The organism is Hydrogenovibrio marinus (assembly GCF_013340845.1).
Lineage (GTDB): Bacteria > Pseudomonadota > Gammaproteobacteria > Thiomicrospirales > Thiomicrospiraceae > Hydrogenovibrio > Hydrogenovibrio marinus.
Genome location: NZ_AP020335.1, coordinates 2259924 through 2280026, shown reverse-complemented (window position 1 = coordinate 2280026; position 20103 = coordinate 2259924). Strand labels below are relative to the sequence as shown.

Genomic DNA, 20103 nt, shown 5'->3' with positions numbered 1-20103 from the left:
TTGTTCCAAAGTTTAGTCAAAATCTGTCAGGTTGGGGCGCCTCTAGATTGGTTATCGAATGCGCTGAGCGTAATCAAGTGATTCGTTATATTCCCAAAACTCTACATTACTAGGGATAAGATGAGAGTAGCGTCTGAAATAATATTCAGCGAGTGTTTCTGTTGTTTTTTCGTTGGTGTCTTTTAATACAAACATGATTTTTCTGAAATTATCAGGAGCAACTAAAAAATAGTACATGGCCTCATTCCAAACGGTCAGCTTTGCACTTGGGACATTTCCTCCTGTTGTCCACTTATGTGATTTACATTCAACAATAATTTTTTCCTGTTCATTGCCTAAATCAAAAGCATGGTCTTTCTTTTCTGAAGTAACCCCAACGGGGACTTTTAAATTTAGAGCTAAGTGAATGCCAATAGATTTGAAAAATTTTTGAGCATTAAGTTCAAAGTTTTTCCCAACTTTGGAGTTTGATTCAGAGCCTATACGTTGGAAGCTGTTTGTCTCATCAGTCATATCATTCACTAAGAATTAAGGGTTAAAAAAGTTTTTATTTATTCAAATGGAGCAATAAAGTCAAAATCACTATTTATATGACGCATCTGTTCCAGTTTGCCTTTCAATCCTTCAGTAAGCATGAAATCTTGAAAATCTTCAGATGATTTTACAAATGTAGTCATGTCGGGAAGTGTTGGCAGTAGCCTATAAAGCTCCTGAAACCATGCTTCACCATATCGATTCATGAAGAACCTTGATAAGTATTTGATGTACTCTTCATAAGTCATATAGATTCAATTTAAACAACTTTAGGATTATGTTATTAATCCTAATACTAACTTAAACTGAATTCTTTGTCTTGGCTGACTCTGTGCCAGTTTAGCCAAATCCTTTGAAATAATCGTACCAATTTTTGGGTAACCGCCAATCGTTGGGTGCTCTTTGAGCATAATAATGGGATGGCCTGATGGCGGGATTTGCACGGTGCCGGGTGTCATACCTTGCGACACCATTTGGGTGTAGGGCGGTTTAATTTCTTGTTCGGCAATCAAACGGCAAGCGGTGCGGTCGAATTCATTCGAGGCTTCAAAGGTTTGTTTGAAAAATGCTTGGCGTTGCGTTTCGTCAAACTCGTAAAGCTGGTGTGCGGGTAGCAATCTCAAGGTTACTACATCACCGAACTCCAAATATTCCATCAACTCGGATTGTGGAAAATAGGGCGTGTCTTTTTCTTGTGTTGAGGGAGTGAAGGGTAGGCAGTCGCCAATCTCGATTGCTCGCCCGATACCTTCACGGAAATTTACCGAACGACTGCCCCAAAATGCTTCGGTTTGAAAACCGCCATCCACTGCCAAATAAGTCCGCACACCATCTAAAGTTTGCGCTTGATGAAAGTCGATTTTATCGCCCTCATGTATTTGTAGTGGTTGGTAACGCAGAATCGGTTCGCCATTGCAGGTGGCACCGAGATTGGCGCCGGTAATGACAATGCGCGTCGGAGCATTCACCTCCAAACTGACATGCCCGTAGGGTATTTCCAACACCGCGGCATTTTCAGGATTGCCGAGCAGTTTATTCGCCCAGTCATAACTTACGCTATCCAGTGCGCCAGAAGTGGCTAAGCCGAATTGCTGATAGCCGAAGCGCCCTGCATCTTGAATGCTGGCTTGGAACCCTGCCTTTAAAACTTTGAAGCACGCCTGTTCGTTCATGAGGCGTCTCCGTTTTTGATTGCGAGGAATTCGTTATATCCAATGGGTTCAAACTTCACTTGGTCGCCCACACGAAAGCGCATGAGATTGTCTGGATTGTTGAGCGATAAATCCCAAGGCGTTTGCCCGAGTATTTGCCAACCGGCGGGAGAGGCTTTGGGGTAGATGGCGGTTTGTCGGTCGGCAATACCGACACTGCCTGCGGGTATGCTCAAGCGTGGTGAGGCATGGCGCGGTGAGGCGATGCGTTTATCCACTTCTCCCAAATACGCGAAGGCGGGCGCAAAACCGATGGCGCACACCTGATAAGTTCGCTCACTGTGGATGCGGATGATGTCTTCAGTGGAGAGTGCTTTTTGTTGGGCAAGTTCGGCTAAATCTAACCCGAATTGCAAGTCATAACACACCGGAATAACATGTGTTTTTCCAGCAGAATCTTGATAAAAATCTACCAGGTTGGGGGTGTCTTGTTGTAGTTGTTCGACCAAGTTTTGAAGCTGTTGTTTTGCCGTTGCATAGCTCAACTGCTGTAAATCGAATACCAATAACAGGCTGTGATAGGAAGGTACCAGCTCTCGTAAACTTTGAGCAAAAACGGTTTCAATTTGGGGAATGAGTTGTTGCAGTAATGGCAAAAAATCCATTAGCCCGGCGGTTTTTTCCGTGCCGGTGTTAAAAGTCAGCAACAAAGCGTTTTCGGAAGCGGGTTGGATTTGATACTGAAACGTCATACGGCAGCCTTAAGCTGGTTGGCAAAGGCAATCAGTGCTGCCACTGATGCAGGATTGTCCGAGTGGAAACATAAGGTATTGGGTAAAGTATGTTGTTGATGTTCCTCGTGAAACATCCAACTTTGTTGGACGATATCTTCTGCCTGTTGATATAAACTATTCGGCTGGCTACGAGGTGCAAGTTGCCCGCTGTCCAAATAGGCTCGGTCGGCAAAGGCTTCAAACAACAGTTCCACACCGAAAGCATCTGCAAGTGCTTGGTAGTCGGCATCTTTAATGCCGCCTTGTATCATCAGTTTTAAGGGTGCGTTTTTACCTTGATTGAAGTCTTGGCAAAAAGACAGGACTTGCTTGAAGAGGTCATCCGAACGCATCATGTCCAAATAGAGCGCTCCGTGAGGTTTGATGTGGTGAAGCGTTAAATCCAATTCACCCGCAAGTTTATCAAGCAGCGAAACTTGGTTGGCTAGAGTTTCGTGCAGTTCGGCTGCGGATAGGTTGATGGATTGACGTCCGAAGTTAGCTTGATCTGGATAGCTTGGATGGGCGCCGACTTTTACGCCGTGCTGTTTTGCGAGGGCGAGTGTTTCCATCATGCTGGCAATATCTCCTGCATGACCGCCACAGGCGATATTCGCAAGATGGATGTGCGGCATGACAGAGGCATCCGGGGTGGGGGTGAGATTTTCCCCCATGTCGCAATTAATGAGAATCATGTTTTGCATAGGAAACTTGGCGTAAAATAAACTCCATTCTAAACCAAATTAGTCTTTATGTTTATTCAGGTCGCCGTGCCAGGGCCGTTTTTGACGCCCTTGGATTATCAATATGTCTATGATGAAAAACAGATTCTGCCTGTGGTTGGCGGACGTGTCTGGGTGCCGTTTCGTAATCGAAAACTAATCGGCGTTGTCATGTCGATAAAGGAGACGACGGATCTCGATGTGAAAAAGATTCGTCTGATTTCCGAAGTGGTGGATGCCGCACCGATTTTTTCCGAGCGCGATTTGCAGTTCTTGCAATGGGCGGCGCACTATTATCACGAACCTATCGGCAATGTGATGCAGACAGCATTGCCTAAACGCTTGAAAGAAGGCGAGGCGGTTGCGTTGGAAGGTGTCACGGCATGGCAGTTGAATGACACGGGTCGTGCCGAAGCGGCAGATAAAATCCGTTCAAATGCCATCCAGCAATTGAATGTGCTGGAATTCCTCAAATCTCATCCTTATCCAGTAACGGAATCGACTTTAACCGCTTGTTTGAGTGGCTGGCGCACACCGATGAAACGTTTCCATGAAATGGGTTGGGTGGACAAAACCGAGAAGAATTGCCTGCATGCGTGGCAGCAAGCGGAAGACCCGAATCACTCATTGAATGAAGAACAACAGGCAGCAGTGGATGCGGTATTAGATAAAGCGTTGCAGACAGAAGATTTTCATGCCTTTTTGTTGGAAGGGGTGACCGGCAGCGGTAAAACGGAAACCTACCTTGGCATGATCGAAAGTACGATTGCACAAGGCAAACAGGTATTGGTGTTGGTGCCGGAAATTGGGCTAACGCCGCAAACCGTAGAGCGATTCGAACGGTTTTTGAATCAACCTGTGGCGGTGATGCATTCGGATTTGACCGACAGAGAACGCCACTGCGCTTGGTATATGGTGCAGTCAAATCAAGTGAAAGTTTTGTTGGGGACGCGTTCGGCATTATTCACACCCTTTGCCAATTTGGGGTTGTGCATTCTCGATGAAGAACATGACCTGTCTTTCAAACAACAGGACAACTTCCGTTACTCGGCACGAGATGCCTTGGTTCGTCGTGCGCAGTTGGAAAAAGTGCCAGTGGTGTTGGGGTCAGCGACGCCGTCTTTGGAAACCTTGCACAATGCCATGTCGGGACGATATGGCTATCTGAAACTGACGCAACGCGCCGGTGGTGCATCCATGCCTGAAATGAGGTTGCTGGATGTGCGTGGTGATAAATCAGTGCAGCAACATGAAGGGGTTTCTTCAGCCTTACGAGAGATGATTACAAATCATCTTGAGCAACAAGGGCAGGTGTTATTGTTCTTGAATCGCCGAGGATTCGCACCGGTGCTGATGTGTCATAGCTGTGGCTGGCAGGCGGCATGCCCGAGTTGCGATGCGAATATGACTTACCATCATCAATTCCGTGAGTTGCGTTGCCACCATTGTGGTTATCAACAAAAGGCTCCACAAGCTTGCCCGAGTTGTGGCGAGCAAGAGTTTGTGAATGTCGGTCAGGGCACGGAAAAACTGGAAACCATTATTCAGAGTTGGTTCCCAAACTATAAGACTTTGCGTATCGACCGTGACACCACCCGAAACAAAGGTCAGATGGCGGAAGCCACGCAGCTTGCCCGTGAAGGTAAGGCGGATATTCTCATTGGCACGCAAATGCTGGCGAAGGGGCATCACTTTCCTAAAGTGACATTGGTGGCGTTGTTGGATATCGACCAAGGCTTGTTCAGTTGTGACTTCCGTGCGGCGGAACGCATGGCGCAATTGGTGGTACAGGTTGCCGGGCGTGCAGGGCGTGCGGAAAGAGAAGGCGAGGTGGTGATTCAGACGCATCACCCCGACCATCCGTTACTGAAAACTTTGGTCGAGCATGGTTATGATGCCTTTGCCAAAGAGGCATTGGACGAACGTAAAGCGGGAGAGCTACCGCCGTTTAGTTATCAGATTCTATTGCGTGCGGAATCTATTGACCCGCATTCCGCTTGGCAGTTTCTTTTGGACATAGAATCAGCATTGCAATTGAAAGCGGTCGACCAGACAAAATCTGCCAGGTTGGGGTCAGCGCCTTTGGAGGCGTTTGGCCCGGTTTCCGCACCGATGTTACGACGACAAGGACGATTTCGTTATCAGTTGTTGCTGCAAAGTTCGCACCGGGGATTGCTACATCATTGGTTGGGTAGTCTGGAGTCGAATATCTACGCGCACCCGCTGGTGAACAAGGTGCGTTGGTCGATAGATGTCGATCCGCAAGAGATGAGCTGAGTCGATTTTGGCATACGGAAAATTGTCTAAAAACACTGTCAAAAGGCTTGGTGTCAGTACGAAAAAGATTTATGATGAAATTATAAAAAAGACCGAATTATTCAGCTGTCGCGGTTGGTAAATTAATAGGAAATTTTAAATGGCACTACTGGCAAAGCTCTTTAAAGCGTTGAATGCAAATCAGTATCCAGGGCAGATTGCATTGTCGTTTGTTCTTGGCATGATCATGGGGTTAACCCCCTTGTTTTTCCCTCATAATTTACTGACCTTGGCGTTGGTGTTCTTTTTAAGAATCAATGTTTCCGCGCTGTTGGTTTCCTTAGCTTTTTTCTCAGGTTTGGCCTATCTTCTCGATCCGGTTTTCAACCAAGTCGGCTTAGCCGTTTTACAGTCTTCATCACTCGAACCTTTATTTACCGAAATGTATAACAATGCGTTCTGGCGTTTCATGCATTTCAACAATACGGTGATCTTGGGTAGTGTGTTGGTGAGTTATGTATTGGCGATCCCAGCGTTTGTCATTTTCTTGGTACTTATCAGAACCTACCGCCATAAATTCCTGAAATGGGTGTCGAAATTTAAAATCGTTCAAATGCTGAAAGGCAGCGAAAAAGTGAAGACAGTTGTGGGGTTGATGGAATGACACAGCAAGCTACGAATACAGTGGAAAACACCGCAGAATCAAACATGCCAAAACAGGATAAGCCAAAAGGGTGGATTCGCTGGTCAGGTCTGGCGACTTTCCTTGTGTTGGTGGGGGTTGTGTTTGCCATGACCTATCTGGCGTTGACGATGGTACTAAAGTCTCAGCTTGAGAAGTATGCTTCGCAGGCTTGGGGTGCGCAAATCAGTGTCGACCGTTTGGATTTCAGCTTTTTGCCTTTGGGCGTGAGTTTGAATGGAATCGACGTTACAGACCCGAAAAAACCGATGCAAAATCTGGTGACGATTGGACACTTGGGTGCGAGCCTGAACGTGTATCAATTGGTGGTTGGACGCACGGTGATTGAGGAAATGAGTCTGCAACGTTTGGCATTTAACCAACCTAGAATGACCTCGGGTGCGTTGAAGCAAAAAGCAAGTAAGACTGAAAAACCGGTAGCGAAAAAAGAAGACAGCAAAGCCTCAAGCGGCTTTGAAGTGCCAAGTATGTTGGTACCGAACCCTCAGGATATTCTTGGGCGTCAATCATTTAAAACGACTGCACAGGCAGAGAAAATCAATTCGCAGTTGAATCAGCTCAACGATAAGTGGACGTCTCTGCAAAAACAAATTCCTGACAGTAAAGTGATTGCCGATTATCAAAAACGCTTCGAAGCATTGACGAAGGGTTCAATCAAGAATTTGAAAGACCTTCAGGCGAAGCAGGCTGAGTTTGAAAAGCTACAAAAAGAAGTGTCGCAAAAAACAGATGCCATCAAACAAGCGCAGACGATGTTTGATAAGGATTTGCCGCAACTGCAAAACCAAGTGAAGGCGTTGAAGAAAATGCCAGCACAGGATTTTGCCAATTTGCAGTCGACTTACAGTTTGGATCAAAACGGTTTGAAGAATTTTACCTACTTGGTTTACGGCGCGAAAGTGCGTGAGTACACCGATCAGGGCTTGGCGATTTACGAGAAGGTAAAACCTTTCATCGAGAAGTTTGCTGCCGAGCGCGCAGCGGCGAAAAAGCAGCAAGCGGAAGAAAAACACAAGCGTCAACTTGGGAAGGATATTGCTTTCGTAGAACATGATCCTGAACCGGATTTCATTATCAAACGTTTCAAGCTATCTTCCGATTTGGATTGGGGGAAAGTGGCAGCAACGGCGAACAACATCAACTTTGATCAACCTCGAAGCAGAATGCCGACTTTGTTCAGTGTGACTGTTCAGCCGATAGCGCAAAAAACGGCGTTGTCGATTAAGGGACAAAGCAACTGGATTCAGGCTGGCAAAGGCTTCACCGAAGCGAAAATCAGTTGGCCGAATTATGAGTTGAAAAACTGGGCAATGTTGAAAGACGATAATTTGCCTTTGAGCATGAAATCCTCGCAAGTGGCTGTGAACGGTAAGATCAAAATTACTCAGTCTCAGAAAGTCGATGGTGTGGTGGATTTGGATTACCAGAAAGTCGATTTCGATATGGGTGCAACCAAATCGAAAGAGGTAAAACAATATCTGGCGCCGGTGTTTGAAGATATTCACCAGTTTACCGTTACGTCTGATGTGAGTGGTGAATTGCTATCACCAAGCATTGGGGCTCGTTCGGATTTAGATCGTAAGGTATCTAGCTCGTTGAACAAGGTGTTGAACAAACAAATTGCAGACGCCAAGGCGCAGTTAAGAAAACAGTTTGACCAGCAAATGGCGAATCAGCTTGGCCCTGTCAATCAAAAGTTGTCGGCTCTATTAGGCGATCAGGTGAAATTGAACAGCAATGCGAAAGGAGTGGATGATATTTTGTCGACCACGCCGGAAAAATTTGTAGAGCAACAAAAAGCGAAATACGAAAAACAAGTGAAAGAAGAAGCTCAGAAAAAAGCGCAAGACGCGATTAAAAAAGAGCAAGATAAGCTGCAAAACCAGCTTTTAAAACAGTTTAAGTTTTAAGGCATGCGATTAGATTTGCAGTAAGTGATGATATTTGGGGGGTGAAAGTGCATCGAGATATGGCGGATGCATTCACTCTTCTTGATGTGGACAAAGGACGGTGTCTTTATGCGTAATAATTCTCCAGTAACCCAAAATGAACATTTGATTCCAGAAGACTATATTCTGGTATCGGAAACGGATTTGGTGGGGAACATGACTTATGCAAATGAGCATTTTGTAGAAATCAGTGGTTATTCATGGGCTGAGCTGAAGGGCCAACCGCACAATATGATTCGTCATCCTGACGTTCCGGCGGTTGTATTCAAAGATTTGTGGGAGACGCTGAAACAGGGGAAATCCTGGCATCAGTATGTTAAGAACCGTTGTAAAAATGGTGATTATTACTGGGTAGAAGCCAATATCGCACCGATTGTGAAAAATGGTGAAATTACCGGTTACAAATCTATTCGCAACCCAATCAAACGCGAGATGGTGCCACAAATCGAAGCGGCCTATCGACAATTGGCTGAAGGAAAGCTGGTGATTCATAAAGGTGCGGTGATGACCAGTTTTTCAGAAAAGCTCGGTCGCTGGAGTCCACTACCTAAGAAGAGTATTCTTGGAAAAACCATGGTGCCATTGGTCATCATGGCTCTTTTGTGGAGTTTTGTGCTGCAGATTTATCTACAAAAAGTGGCGGATGATATGTACAGCAGCAGTGTGCATGAGCGTCAGTCTTTGTTGGTAGATAATCTCAATGCGAAAATTCAAAGTCAGTCGCAAATTGCTGAAACCAATGCCGTGGGATTGGCAGGGAACTCGGCGTTGATTTACGGTCTGCATGACAAGCAGTCGACGGTTATCTGGCAAATCCTGGAAGTTAACTATCAGCAATATGTCAAACGTTCGGGCATGGATCATATCGGTCTGGCAGTGTTTGATGCCGACATGAAAAAAGTATCGAATAGCGGGGTGAATATTTCCGTTAAGACGATGCCGGATCATTTAAACACCAAAATCGTTTCGCAACCTGAAGGCGCATTTATTCAAGCACAGGTGCCGGTTTTGTTTGGTGAGAAGAAAATTGGTCTAGTTGTGTTTAATTTGCCACTGACGCAGATGCTGAGATTGGAACAAAATCGAGATCATCAATATGCGGTTTATCAGTCGGTCGGCAATCAATGGTCGCCAACAAAAGGATTTGAAGATTCGCCAGTGAATCAACAGATTGCAAATGCCGATCTCTCAACTTTAGAAAAAGAAGGGCATGTGGTTACCGGTAACCGTTTGTTGGTGGTTGATCCTTTGAAAGAAAACGGCAAGCTGGTCGCCATGCAGGTGGTTTCCGAATCCACTGGGGTGCTGAACAAAGTTCTGCATGACAGTTACTTCATGATTTATGTTGCTCAAGCAGCGATGACGGGCGGATTTATTCTGTTGCTGATTCAAGTGTTCTGGCGAATGAGAAGCTTTATCCTAAAACCGATGAAGAGTCTGACAGAAAAACTCAAAATCGCTTCGGAAGATGGCTCGCTTTCGGTTCGTGCGGATGTTTACTCTTCAGATGAAATTGGTCGCATGGGCGAAAGCTTCAACCTGTATGTTTCGGAGATTCAACACTTGATGATGAGTGTGTCCGATATGATTGATAAGCTTTCTAAAGGTGAGTTGAGCACACGTATTGATACGGATGTTACTGGGGATTTGAATATCCTCAAGAACAATGTGAACGCTTCTGCGGATAATATTCAGACGGTTATCCAAGAATTGAAACGTGCCATTCACTCTATCAAAGATGCGCAATATCACTTTGAGACAGTACACCAGTTTGAGGGCGAATTTGGTGTGATGGTGGGTGAATTGAAGTTGGCGATGGACGACACCTTGAAAGCGATCACCGGTATCAATGCGACGATGAAAGCTATCTCGGAAGGGAATTTCTCGCAACGCTTGAACGTTGAACTGGTTGGCGAGTTAGCAAGCTTAAAAGAAAACATCAACTCGTCACTTGATCAGTTGGAGTCAGGTATTTCTGAAACAGTAGAGGTGTTGGTCGCACAATCCGAAGGGAACTTGACGCATCGTGTACAGGGCAACTACACCGGTAAACTGGGCGTAATGGCGGAGGCGGTGAATACGTCTTTGGATAACATTTCCAGCGCGATTTCTGAGTTGAAATCGGCATCTGATACGGTCAATAATGCTTCCAGTCAAATTGCAAAAGGGTCTGCTGACCTTTCAGGTCGAATCCAAAATCAGGCGAATACATTGCAGGAAACGGTGAATTCGATGGAGATGATTACCGAAATGGTTCGTCAGAACGCGCAAAACGCGAATGAAGCCGCAGCTTTGGCAAATTCTGCCAAGGAGCAGGCGGACAATGGTTCTGAAGTTATGAACCGTACTAAACAAGCGATGTCAGATGTGTCAGCCTCCAGTCAGAAAATTTCGGAAATCATTGGTTTGATTGACTCGATTGCTTTCCAAACAAACTTATTGGCGTTGAATGCTGCGGTAGAGGCGGCGAGAGCAGGTGAGCATGGTCGCGGCTTTGCAGTGGTTGCCGGTGAGGTGCGTAGCTTGGCTGGTAAGTCAGCGGACGCAGCCAAAGAAATCCGTGCCTTGATTGAAAGAACGGCAGGTCAAGTCTCAGATAGCGCCCAGCTAGTAGAACAGTCCAATCAGGAATTCATTTCAATCGTTAATGTTTTGATGCAAATGCACGAGTTCATCGGCCAAATTGCTCAAGCGAACAGAGAGCAAACGCGTGGCGTTGAAAAAATCAACTCTGCGATGGAGGGGATGGACTCGGTAACGCAGCAGAACGCAGCTTTGGTACAAGAAACTGCTGAAGCGGCGAACATGCTGAATGCCGAAGCGGATGAAATGAAAAACCAAGTTGGCTTCTTTGATACTAAGTCGTCAGAGTTGGGTACGGGGATGACGCGTTCATTAGCGGTTATGGACAGCTTCCATATCGAAGAACCGAAGTCGACTGCCAATGTATGGGATTTGGCGTTAGCTGAAAGATCCTTAAGAACTTGGGTGAACAAACTGCAAGCTTATATCAACGGATTGGGTGATGTGAGTCGGGACGACCTGCAAGAAAACAAAATGCTGGCAGACTGGCTTCAAAATCAAGGTAGGGAAACATTTGGTCATCAATCTGAGTTCCGTTTACTTGAACAGCTTTATCCGACGTTGAGAAGTGAAGTGGCTAAGACCTTTGATATGCAGAATAGTGGTGAGACTGCGGAAGCGCATGTGCATTTCATTATTGTTAAAGAAATGTCGACGAGTGTTTTGGATCTACTCAAGGCGCTCGAACAAGCCGAACACGAAAGTGATTAATAGGATACAAAGCCCAAGTTTACAAGCTTAAAGGTTGTTTTTAGACTTGAAAGCTTGGGCTTTGAAACTTTCCAAACTCACTTCCACCAGACCGCTTCGGTCTCTATCGGGTCCCTTGAAAACTTCTTGTGCCGCCCAAGCATGTCCATGTACCACTTCGTAAGTGGCTGGAATTTTTTCATCTGCTCTAAACGCTTCATAGGCTTCCAGCATACGGGTGAAGTGCTGTTTACCCATTAACCCAACCTGGCGGTTTTTATGTGCGCTGGTGGCGCCAATAGCTTTTAAGTCTTTCAACACGCCAATGGGTTTGTCATAGGTCAATGTGAAGTGCTCAATATCCATGACGGGTTGGCCGAAGCCATTACGAATCAGCGCATCACCAATATCGTGCATGTCAATGAAAGTGTTGATGTGTTGTTGTTCGTCCACTTGTGCCCAGGCTTGGCGCAACTCTTTCAAGGTATCAGGCCCAAAAGTTGTCATCATCAATAACCCTTCCGGCTTCAGCAGGCGGCGAAATTCCTTAAAGACCGTGTCCAGATCATCACACCATTGCAACATGAGGTTGGTGACAATCATATCGGCACAGCCATCGTCCAAAGGAATGTTGTTAGCATCGGCATGGATGAACTCAATCGCATTGGCCTTAATGCCAAGTGTTTTCTTGGTTTTTTGCCAGAAGGAAGGCGGGCATTGCTGCGTCAAATTCAGCTGCGCTTTTGCCAGCATATGCGTAGATAGATCAACGGCGATCAGTCTGCTATCCGGATAACGTTGGCGCATTTTGGCGGTCAGAATGCCTGTGCCAGCGCCAACATCCAAAATGGTTTTTGGCTGAATCTGCACCAGTTCAAGTCGTTCATCCAAATGTGCTGCAACTTGCTTTTGCAAAATGGCGGCGTCGTCATAGGTCGCGGCGGCATGGTCGAAGTGATGTTGAATGTGTTCTCGGCTGAAATGTTGCATAGCGTGCATTATATTAGCTTGTATGTTGTTTGATAAAGGCGATGATGGCCTGCGCAGTTTCTTTCGGATGTGAGAAAAACGGCATGTGGCTTGCGCCTGCTATGATTTCAATTTGTCCTTCCCTTTGCAGGTGGCTTAAATCTTCAATCAAGTCTTTTGGAATCAGTGGGTCGCGTTCACCGAGCAGCCAAAGTGTCGGTTGTTGTAACTCGACCAGTCGCCCGCGGTTATCTATGTTTTTCAGTAGGGTGAGACCTTGCAGAAGACCTTGAAATTTTGGCTGCGTGCGTCCTTGCATTTGATGCTTAAGGCGTTTCATCAAGTCACGCGCATTATCGGAGCCCTGGAGCTGTAGGTTCCAGAATTGTTTCAGCACGCCAGCCGCTTCAAGGCTCATGGCTTTGATGAAATCTCCCATCAGAGAAGGGCTGACGGCCCACTTCCAATTGTCATTCTGCGTAAATCTTGGCGTACTTGCCATGCAAATCAAAGACTCGATTTTGTCGGGGTGAGTCAGTGCCAGTTGCTGGGCAAGCAGTCCACCAAGTGACCAACCCAGTAGATGGCCTTTTTCGGGCAATTGCTCCGCCAAAGCTTCCAGCCAAACGGTATTGATTTCCTCATCTTTCAGGTCAGGAAGTACCGGGCTTAATCCAAAACCGGGTAATTCAATCAGGTAAAGGTTGAAGTGTGGTGCGAGCATTTCCGCTGCCCAGTCTTCCCAAACGGCATTTTCCGCTGCCCAACCATGAATCAGTGTCAGGTTCGGCGCAGAGTGTTCTTCATGACCATTTGTAGGCTGGTGAGGAATGAATGTTCGGTTGAGCGTCAGTTTCATGAACGGTGTCTTATCAAGATTCGATGGATTTAAACAAGAGCGTCATTTTACCTTTTTTAGCGCAGGATTGCTTGTGCCTTGCGGGATGGTGGTCTCGCTAGTAAATCCGCTATGTGGAAGATTTTGCTTGAATTGCGGCAAGGGCCTCAAGCAATTGTTGAATCTGTGCATGCGTATGTGAAGCGGATAGTGTGATGCGCAGACGAGCGGTGTCCTTTGGAACAGTTGGTGGACGAATGGCGGATACCCAGCAACCCGACTGTTTGAGTGCATCAGACCATGCAATGGCAACTTCGCTATCACCGAGCAATATTGGCTGAATGGCACTTTCCGACGGCATGAGGTTCAAGCCAATGGCTTCTGCGCCTTTGCGGAAAAAGGCGATATTGTCCATGAGCTGCTGGCGACGAACATCGGCATCTTTCACCAATTTTAAGGCAGCACGGGTGACCTTGGCATTCACTGGCGACATGGCGGTGGTGTAAATGTAAGGACGGGCGAATTGGATAAGCGCTTCAATCGCCACTTCACTACCGGCGACAAATGCGCCAGAGGTACCGAAAGCCTTACCAAGTGTACCCATTAAAATGGTGTTTTCATCCGCTTGTAGTCCGAAATATTCAAAGCAACCTTTGCCTTGTGATCCCATCACGCCTATACCGTGGGCATCGTCTACGAGTAGCCAGGCATCATATTTCTGGGCAAGTTTTTGTATGGCGGGCAGGTTTGCCAGATCTCCATCCATGCTGAAGACACCGTCGGTCACAACTAGGCATTGGATATTGTCTTTGTGTGCTTGCTTCAAGCGTTTTTCCAATGCGTCCATATCGTTGTGGGCATAGCGCTTGAGTTCTGCCGAAGAGAGCTGTGCACCGTCCAATAAAGAGGCATGATTCAGCTTGTCGGAAACAATCCAGTCACCTTTTTGCATCAGAGCAGGCTGTACCGCAAGGTTGGCCATATAGCCAGTGGAAAACAACAGTGCGCGGTCAAAACCTAGCCAATCCGCCAGTTCATCTTCCAGTAAATGGTGTTCGAGATGATGGCCGGTTACCAAATGTGCTGCACCCGAGCCAACGCTTAAGTCTCCAGTTTCCTGTAGCACGTTTTTCAAGGCAGGATGGTTGGCAAGCCCAAGGTAGTCGTTTGACGAGAAATTGATGGTCTGGACGCCATTGATTTGCATGGCGGTATCTTGAGCGGTGGTCGCCAAGGGACGGCGGCGGTAAAGATGCTCTTTCGCACGTTGCTCAAGGAGAGGTTGGAAGCGGGACTTTATCGACATGGCAAAACACCTTCTCGGCTTACCGAGAAGGAAAGTTCCAGAGAGCGATTAAGCAGTCAGCTCAGTGATTTGTTCTGCCATTTTCTTTGCGGTCATCTCAGCTTTCGCGTTCTGCTGCATGTGGATGCCCAACTTAGCGAACAGCTGCATATCGTGATTGGCTTCCGGGTTTTCTGTCGTGAGCAGTTTGTCACCGTAGAAAATGGAGTTAGCACCGGCTAAGAAGCAGAGTGATTGTGCTTCATCTGTCATCGACATACGACCCGCGGATAGGCGGACATAGGTTTTTGGCATCACGATACGTGCCGTTGCGATAACACGGATGAACTCGAAAGAATCCGTTTGGTCTTTCATGTGTGCCAAAGGCGTGCCTTCAACCGCGACCAATAAGTTGATTGGAACGGAATCCGGGTGATGTTCCATGGTTGCGAAAGTGCGCAATAACTCTGCACGATCTTTATGCTCTTCACCCATACCGATAATGCCGCCGGAGCAGACATTGATGCCGGCCTTTTGCACCTTATCAATGGTGTTCAAACGGTCTTGGTAGTTACGGGTGGTGATGATTTTTGGATAGAAGGCTTCAGAAGTATCCAGGTTGTGGTTGTAGTAGTCCAAACCGGCATCTTTCAATTGTTGTACTTGGTCATCGCTCAGCATCCCCAATGTGACACAGGTTTCCAGTCCAAGTGCCTTGACCACACGAACCATTTCCAATACGCGAGGGAAATCCTGTTTGCTCGGGTTACGCCAAGCGGCCCCCATGCATAGACGCGTTGCGCCACATTCTTTGGCAGCAAGCGCTTGTTCGATGACTTCCTGAACTTCCATCATGCGCTCTTTTTCAACATCCGTTCCATGGTGTGCGCTTTGTGGACAGTAAGCACAGTCTTCCGCGCAGCCACCAGATTTGATGTTGATCAATGTGCTGGTCTGAATTTCATTGGGGTCAAAGTGCATACGATGAACGCTTTGAGCCTGGAAAATCAGGTCATTAAAAGGCTGGTTCATAATGTCTCGAATTTCTTCGAGTGTCCAATCGTTACGGATAGCACCGATGTCTTGAGGACTCATGGGTTTTTCCTTCGCATTTAGTCTCAACGGAGAGCAGCATTCATTGTGCTTCGCCATTGATTTGATAGGTTTATTTCGTGATATTCTATCTATTATAACGGAAACGAAGGCTAGACTGATTCAGTTTTGGTGGTTAGGGGCAATGATGCAAAGTAATAAAAATCATTCGTGGATTCAGCGACTTGAAAACTGGGTGTTGCCACCTGTCGGTAAGGGAAGACATGCGCTGCTATCGACAATACCAGCGGATTTGGATGATGTCTTGTTGGCTGAGCTGGACTTCTGGCAGCAAGGCTGTCCGCGTTGCGCCATGCCGGGGACAAGTCATCATGTTTGCGGGGATTGTTTAGCACATCCTCATTTTGTCGACAGTACCCAAGCCTTGCTGGTGTTCAATGACGCCGCCAAGCAAATGATTCATGGACTGAAGTATCAGGGAGAATTGTTTTGGGTTCGAGTGTTTGCCGAGTTGATGGCGCAGAGAATCACCGCTGAGAAAGTCGACGCGCTGATAGCCGTTCCCTTGCATCCGAACCGATTGGTAGAGAGAGGGTTTAATCAGGCGTATGAAGTCGCCAAACGTTTGTCGAAACATTATGGCGTGCCTTTGATTGATGCCGGAGTCATCCGGCAGATCGATACGCCTCATCAAACGTTATTGGATAAACAACAAAGGCAACGCAACTTGAAAGCAGCATTTTTAGTGGATAACGCGGCTTTGTCTTCCATGCAAAAAGTGGTGTTGATTGATGATGTCATGACAACAGGTGCCACGCTTGAACAACTGGCAAAGACTTTAAAGCAGGCCTACCCTCAGCTACAAGTTGAAGCTTGGGTTTTGGCAAAAGCGGTTTAGGCGTTTTCAGGATTAAAATCTGCCAGGTTGGGGGGATGTCTGTTGAACCCAACCTGGTAGATTTTACTTTTTAGTGACGTTTTAGCGCGCGCAGCCATTTCCATAAATTGAACAGACTGGACAGGGATGCGGAAACATAAGTCATGGCACAAGCAGTAAGGATTCTCTTACTGGTTTTTAAGTCTTTATTACTCAGATAACCGCCTTCTTTCAATAAAGGCAGGGCTCGGTTATAGCTGGCATCAAACTCTACCGGCAAGGTGCTGAGGTGAATGATAACCGGCACACCCATACCGATAAAGCCTGCGGCAAATGTCACCAAACCAATCATTGGCGTATGCATCAACGGAATCAAGATCGGAGTCGCCATTAAAGCGATACCACTCATTTGCTGCATCCATCTCGCACGCTCGATTAACACGGTACGCTGCTTTAGCGGTTCGTAATTCGCTTGGTCTTGCAAGGCATGGCCGATTTCATGGGCAACGGTGGTGATGGCGGTCAGTGAGTTGGCGTGATAATTCTCCGGCGATAGTCTGACGACTTTGTTGATAGGGTCGTAATGATCACCTTCCTGGGTTTCTTCCACTCGAATGTTGAGTTGGTATTTGTTGATGAGGTGTTCGGCGAACTGATGGCCGCTGCCCGGAATGTCAGGATGCGGTTTGCTGTATTTATTGAGGATGTGTTTAGTCCACAAGCTCGGTACGCTGGTGATGATAAACAAAAGAACAAACGCAATAATCAGGAATGCCATGGAATCAGTCAGTGTTGTTTCGACAAGTTAAATAAGACGCATAGTCTAGCGGTGAAGTGCTGAGTTGTGAAGTGGCTTGTGAACCTAGTTGAGAAAATCTGCCAGGTTGGGTGCAGTCGAATATTGCCGTTGGACTGGGGAGTGCACCATCAGGAATCGCCCAGTCACCAACTTGCCCCGGAAGGAGTGGTGCTGAGGTATAAAGCCAACCTTTTGCGGTGAAAAAACGGGTGTTAGCTTGCTTTGAAAGTTTTTGAAGTGTGTTTGTAATGGTGCTGTTATGGGTAGCATTTTGCCAGTCTCTTAACCCTTGAAAGACAAATGCATAATCTTGAATCGTTGCTGTTCCCATGGGCTGATTGTCTTTTGAATAAGCGCGCGGTGTACTGATTTTTTGCCCGGCGTTTTGATTGAAGGCGTCCATCAAACGCTTGGCAAGTTGGCTAGCTTGCTGATGATAATCCTGGTTGTTGGGTGTAGTTTCTACTGCCTCGGCATAGGCAGACAGCATGAGTCCATTCCAGCCTAAAATATTTTTGCTGTCTGTCGGGATGTTGTTAATCGGACGCATCAGTTTGGCTTGAATCGCTTGCCAGTTTTGATGGGTTGGTTTTGGCAGCCAGCCTGGCGTGCCATTTTTTATTGTAAAGGGCGCTGGTTGGTTGAGTTGCCAGTCTTTAACGACCTGTTGGTATTGTGTTGGATTGAGTGCTTTTTGTAATGCGGTTTGTGTCCAAAGATAGTCTCCGCCTTCAATGCCTTGGCGGTCTATTGCCGATTCACTGCTGAGAAAAAGTTGTGTTTTCGGGTTGTAAAGATGCTTTTCCGCATAGGCAAGGGTGGCTTTTGCTGTTTGCAAAAAGTCTTTTCGTTCAAAGCGCTTTGCGGCAATGAAATAGGCTTTGGCTAATAAAGCCTGAGTGTAGAGCATTTTTTCAAAATGTGGCGTTTGCCACTCTGGGTCAATCGTGTAACGAAAGAATCCACCGTTAATGTGGTCTTGAAGTTGTTGCTGCTGCATTTGCGTCAGGGTCAGTTCCAACCAATCTTGTTGTTCTTCCGGTAAGTTCGAGTCATTCAGTAGCGATAACAGCAATGGTGCTTTTGGGAATTTGTTTTCAGTCTTCAAACCGCCGCCCAGCACATCTTCCTGATTACTTAGCGTGAGAAAAAAGTTCTGTTTGAATTGCTGCCATGAGATTTGTTTAGCATCGGTGGCATGAGCGTCATCGGCAATCGCTTGCTTTGCGGCACTGATAATTTTGGTTGGATCAGTCTGCCAAAGCGTCTGTATGCGTTTAAGGGTGTTAATGAATTGCTGGTGCGGCTGGTAAGTTAGCGCAAAGAAAGGATAGCCTTGTGGCGTGAGAAAAACATGTTCAGGCCAGCCGGCATGCCCTGAGGCTTTGTGGGCAAATTCAATCAGATAACGGTCAAGGTCGGGCATAAGTTCCCGGTCAATTTTGACAGAGATAAAATGTTGATTGAGATAAGTGGCGACTTGCGGATTCCGGTAGTTTTCGCGCTGCATGACATGACACCAATGACAAGAAAAGTAACCGCTGGAAATCATGATGATTTTGTTCGATTTTTGCGCTTGTTGAAGAATGCTCGCTTGCCAAGTCTGCCAGTGAACAGGATCGGACGCATGCATTGCGAGGTAAGGTGATGGATTGTTATAAAGTTGGTTGCTATTTAAGTGGCTTGAGAGTTCGCTGGCTTGAGATGGCTGGGCAAAAATGGATGTAAGGAGTGCGAAGCAAGTGAATAAGTGTTTTATGGCGTGCGGCAAACTGCCACGCGCCATCATTTGTGCTCTCAACTGATGGGAGACATATTCTTTAAGATTTAGGCTTCTCTTCTGAAGCGTCATCTTTCGCTTCGTTTTGAGGTTCATCCTGACCGTCGCTATTTTGAGGTGACTCGTCATTTTGACGTTTTTTGTAGTCTTCTTCAAGCGCTTGGAATTCTGCATCGATTTCATCAAAGGCATTATCCCAATCCTCATCCTCTTCTAATGAATCGATTTGATCTGCATAGCGGTCGTCAAATTCAATATCATCCGGTACAGGATTTGGTGTGAAGGTCGAAGCAGCCGCGGCAGAAGCAGTTGTCGCTGAAGTTTTCGCTTCACCTGAAGTTTGTTTCTCTCCAGTTTCGGATTTCGCCTCTTTGGCTTCACGCAGGTCTTTGGCTTTGTCTCGTCGTTTTTTGACATAAGCACCGACGATCACGCCCGTTTCATAAAGTAGCCACATCGGAACCGCCAGCATGGTTTGAGAAACCACATCCGGTGGGGTTAACAGCATACCGATAATGAAGGCTGCCACAATGATGTAAGGGCGCGCGTGGGTTAATTTCTCGGCAGAAACCATGCCTGTCAAAATCAGGATGACAACGACCACCGGTACTTCAAATGCTACGCCAAAGGCAAAGAACATTTTGATAACGAAGTCGAGGTAGAGCGAGATATCAGTCGCAATGGTAACGCCATGCGGTGCAGTGGTCGATAAGAAACCGAATACCAAAGGGAATACTACATAGAAAGCAAAGGCGCCACCTGCATAAAACAGGAACGAGCTGAAAAACAGGATTGGAGCGACCAGTTGTTTTTCATGCGAATACAAAGCAGGAGCAATGAAGCGCCAAGCCTGATAGAGAAGAACCGGCATCGCAACGTATACGCCCAAGACCAAACTCAACTTAAAAGGCGTTAAGAAAGGGGATGCAACACCTGTTGCAATCATGCTTGTGCCGGCAGGCAAAAAGCGTGTCAGCGGTTCGGAAATGTAAGTATAAAGTTCATTTGCAAAAGGAAATAGCGCCAAGAAAGCTACCAGAATGGCAAGAATACCCTTAGTCATTGAGTTTCTCAGTTCAAGCAGATGTTGAACGAGTGTCATTTCCTGATCATGAGGCGGTAGGGCAGATGAACTCATGGA

The 20103-nt window shown here is 46.6% G+C and carries 17 protein-coding genes; 5 read left to right on the top strand and 12 right to left on the bottom strand.

Translation table 11 applies throughout. The annotated features are described in order from the left end of the window. Positions 1 to 51: 51 nt before the first annotated feature. The 5 genes from HVMH_RS10830 to HVMH_RS10810 all read right to left on the bottom strand — a co-directional run bounded on the left by HVMH_RS10830 (position 52) and on the right by HVMH_RS10810 (position 3162). Entirely contained in the window at positions 52 to 513 is a 462-nt protein-coding gene (locus HVMH_RS10830) for a hypothetical protein (RefSeq protein WP_029912120.1), read from the bottom strand. A 38-nt stretch (positions 514 to 551) separates the two neighbouring features. Further along, positions 552 to 740, bottom strand: coding sequence for a hypothetical protein (locus HVMH_RS10825; RefSeq protein WP_174403349.1), 189 nt, complete (start codon positions 738 to 740; stop codon positions 552 to 554). A 69-nt stretch (positions 741 to 809) separates the two neighbouring features. Beyond that, positions 810 to 1706 carry a 5-oxoprolinase subunit C family protein gene (locus tag HVMH_RS10820; RefSeq protein WP_029912126.1) on the bottom strand — a complete coding sequence of 299 codons (897 nt, stop codon included), beginning with the start codon at positions 1704 to 1706 and terminating at the stop codon, positions 810 to 812. Then, the gene (gene pxpB / locus HVMH_RS10815; protein ID WP_029912129.1) at positions 1703 to 2437 is read right to left on the bottom strand and encodes a 5-oxoprolinase subunit PxpB; all 735 of its coding nucleotides are present in this window, start codon (positions 2435 to 2437) and stop codon (positions 1703 to 1705) included. Before pxpB ends, HVMH_RS10820 begins: the two co-directional genes overlap by 4 nt. After that, complete coding sequence (locus HVMH_RS10810; RefSeq protein ID WP_029912132.1) at positions 2434 to 3162, bottom strand: 5-oxoprolinase subunit PxpA; 729 nt, start codon at positions 3160 to 3162, stop codon at positions 2434 to 2436. The genes pxpB and HVMH_RS10810 overlap by 4 nt, the downstream gene beginning before the upstream one ends. 48 nt (positions 3163 to 3210) lie before the next feature. Between HVMH_RS10810 and HVMH_RS10805 the strand changes: the two genes are divergently transcribed. The 4 genes from HVMH_RS10805 to HVMH_RS10790 all read left to right on the top strand — a co-directional run bounded on the left by HVMH_RS10805 (position 3211) and on the right by HVMH_RS10790 (position 11382). Beyond that, complete coding sequence (locus tag HVMH_RS10805; RefSeq protein WP_029912134.1) at positions 3211 to 5457, top strand: primosomal protein N'; 2247 nt, start codon at positions 3211 to 3213, stop codon at positions 5455 to 5457. Positions 5458 to 5596: 139 nt separating this feature from the next. Further along, a complete protein-coding gene (locus HVMH_RS10800) occupies positions 5597 to 6100 on the top strand; it encodes a DUF2062 domain-containing protein (RefSeq protein ID WP_029912137.1) in 504 nt (167 codons plus the stop codon). After that, positions 6097 to 8049, top strand: a complete 1953-nt coding sequence (locus HVMH_RS10795) for a TIGR03545 family protein (protein ID WP_051623099.1) — start codon at positions 6097 to 6099, stop codon at positions 8047 to 8049. The genes HVMH_RS10800 and HVMH_RS10795 overlap by 4 nt, the downstream gene beginning before the upstream one ends. 108 nt (positions 8050 to 8157) lie before the next feature. Further along, positions 8158 to 11382, top strand: a complete 3225-nt coding sequence (locus HVMH_RS10790) for a methyl-accepting chemotaxis protein (protein WP_081822756.1) — start codon at positions 8158 to 8160, stop codon at positions 11380 to 11382. Between the two features lie 27 nt (positions 11383 to 11409). On the opposite strand, the gene bioC is transcribed toward HVMH_RS10790, so the two are convergent. The 4 genes from bioC to bioB all read right to left on the bottom strand — a co-directional run bounded on the left by bioC (position 11410) and on the right by bioB (position 15548). Then, complete coding sequence (gene bioC / locus HVMH_RS10785) at positions 11410 to 12360, bottom strand: malonyl-ACP O-methyltransferase BioC (protein ID WP_035629044.1); 951 nt, start codon at positions 12358 to 12360, stop codon at positions 11410 to 11412. Between the two features lie 4 nt (positions 12361 to 12364). Next, positions 12365 to 13189: a pimeloyl-ACP methyl ester esterase BioH gene (bioH, locus tag HVMH_RS10780; RefSeq protein WP_035629046.1), complete on the bottom strand. Its 825-nt coding sequence runs from the start codon at positions 13187 to 13189 to the stop codon at positions 12365 to 12367. 109 nt (positions 13190 to 13298) lie between these two features. Continuing rightward, positions 13299 to 14474: an 8-amino-7-oxononanoate synthase gene (gene bioF, locus HVMH_RS10775; protein WP_029912152.1), complete on the bottom strand. Its 1176-nt coding sequence runs from the start codon at positions 14472 to 14474 to the stop codon at positions 13299 to 13301. Positions 14475 to 14522: 48 nt separating this feature from the next. Beyond that, complete coding sequence (bioB, locus tag HVMH_RS10770; RefSeq protein ID WP_029912155.1) at positions 14523 to 15548, bottom strand: biotin synthase BioB; 1026 nt, start codon at positions 15546 to 15548, stop codon at positions 14523 to 14525. Positions 15549 to 15690: 142 nt separating this feature from the next. Between bioB and HVMH_RS10765 the strand changes: the two genes are divergently transcribed. Continuing rightward, entirely contained in the window at positions 15691 to 16404 is a 714-nt protein-coding gene (locus HVMH_RS10765; RefSeq protein WP_162178151.1) for a ComF family protein, read from the top strand. A 70-nt stretch (positions 16405 to 16474) separates the two neighbouring features. Here the strand turns inward: HVMH_RS10765 and HVMH_RS10760 are convergent, their stop codons facing one another. From HVMH_RS10760 to tatC, 3 genes are read right to left on the bottom strand one after another with little or no spacing between them, the layout of a single operon-like run. Continuing rightward, the gene (locus HVMH_RS10760) at positions 16475 to 17161 is read right to left on the bottom strand and encodes a zinc metallopeptidase (protein WP_029912164.1); all 687 of its coding nucleotides are present in this window, start codon (positions 17159 to 17161) and stop codon (positions 16475 to 16477) included. A gap of 4 nt (positions 17162 to 17165) precedes the next feature. Further along, positions 17166 to 19034 carry a thioredoxin domain-containing protein gene (locus HVMH_RS10755; protein WP_162174193.1) on the bottom strand — a complete coding sequence of 623 codons (1869 nt, stop codon included), beginning with the start codon at positions 19032 to 19034 and terminating at the stop codon, positions 17166 to 17168. Next, positions 19003 to 20100 (bottom strand): twin-arginine translocase subunit TatC, encoded by a 1098-nt coding sequence (gene tatC / locus HVMH_RS10750; RefSeq protein ID WP_035629048.1) that lies wholly within the window; start codon positions 20098 to 20100, stop codon positions 19003 to 19005. Before tatC ends, HVMH_RS10755 begins: the two co-directional genes overlap by 32 nt. Positions 20101 to 20103: the final 3 nt, after the last annotated feature.

Coding starts and splice junctions, on each gene's coding strand:
- HVMH_RS10830 (WP_029912120.1), bottom strand. CDS start 513: ATGACTGATGAGACAAACAGCTTCCAACGTATAGGCTCTGAATCAAAC.
- HVMH_RS10825 (WP_174403349.1), bottom strand. CDS start 740: ATGAATCGATATGGTGAAGCATGGTTTCAGGAGCTTTATAGGCTACTG.
- HVMH_RS10820 (WP_029912126.1), bottom strand. CDS start 1,706: ATGAACGAACAGGCGTGCTTCAAAGTTTTAAAGGCAGGGTTCCAAGCC.
- pxpB (WP_029912129.1), bottom strand. CDS start 2,437: ATGACGTTTCAGTATCAAATCCAACCCGCTTCCGAAAACGCTTTGTTG.
- HVMH_RS10810 (WP_029912132.1), bottom strand. CDS start 3,162: ATGCAAAACATGATTCTCATTAATTGCGACATGGGGGAAAATCTCACC.
- HVMH_RS10805 (WP_029912134.1), top strand. CDS start 3,211: ATGTTTATTCAGGTCGCCGTGCCAGGGCCGTTTTTGACGCCCTTGGAT.
- HVMH_RS10800 (WP_029912137.1), top strand. CDS start 5,597: ATGGCACTACTGGCAAAGCTCTTTAAAGCGTTGAATGCAAATCAGTAT.
- HVMH_RS10795 (WP_051623099.1), top strand. CDS start 6,097: ATGACACAGCAAGCTACGAATACAGTGGAAAACACCGCAGAATCAAAC.
- HVMH_RS10790 (WP_081822756.1), top strand. CDS start 8,158: ATGCGTAATAATTCTCCAGTAACCCAAAATGAACATTTGATTCCAGAA.
- bioC (WP_035629044.1), bottom strand. CDS start 12,360: ATGCACGCTATGCAACATTTCAGCCGAGAACACATTCAACATCACTTC.
- bioH (WP_035629046.1), bottom strand. CDS start 13,189: ATGAAACTGACGCTCAACCGAACATTCATTCCTCACCAGCCTACAAAT.
- bioF (WP_029912152.1), bottom strand. CDS start 14,474: ATGTCGATAAAGTCCCGCTTCCAACCTCTCCTTGAGCAACGTGCGAAA.
- bioB (WP_029912155.1), bottom strand. CDS start 15,548: ATGAGTCCTCAAGACATCGGTGCTATCCGTAACGATTGGACACTCGAA.
- HVMH_RS10765 (WP_162178151.1), top strand. CDS start 15,691: ATGATGCAAAGTAATAAAAATCATTCGTGGATTCAGCGACTTGAAAAC.
- HVMH_RS10760 (WP_029912164.1), bottom strand. CDS start 17,161: ATGGCATTCCTGATTATTGCGTTTGTTCTTTTGTTTATCATCACCAGC.
- HVMH_RS10755 (WP_162174193.1), bottom strand. CDS start 19,034: ATGACGCTTCAGAAGAGAAGCCTAAATCTTAAAGAATATGTCTCCCAT.
- tatC (WP_035629048.1), bottom strand. CDS start 20,100: ATGAGTTCATCTGCCCTACCGCCTCATGATCAGGAAATGACACTCGTT.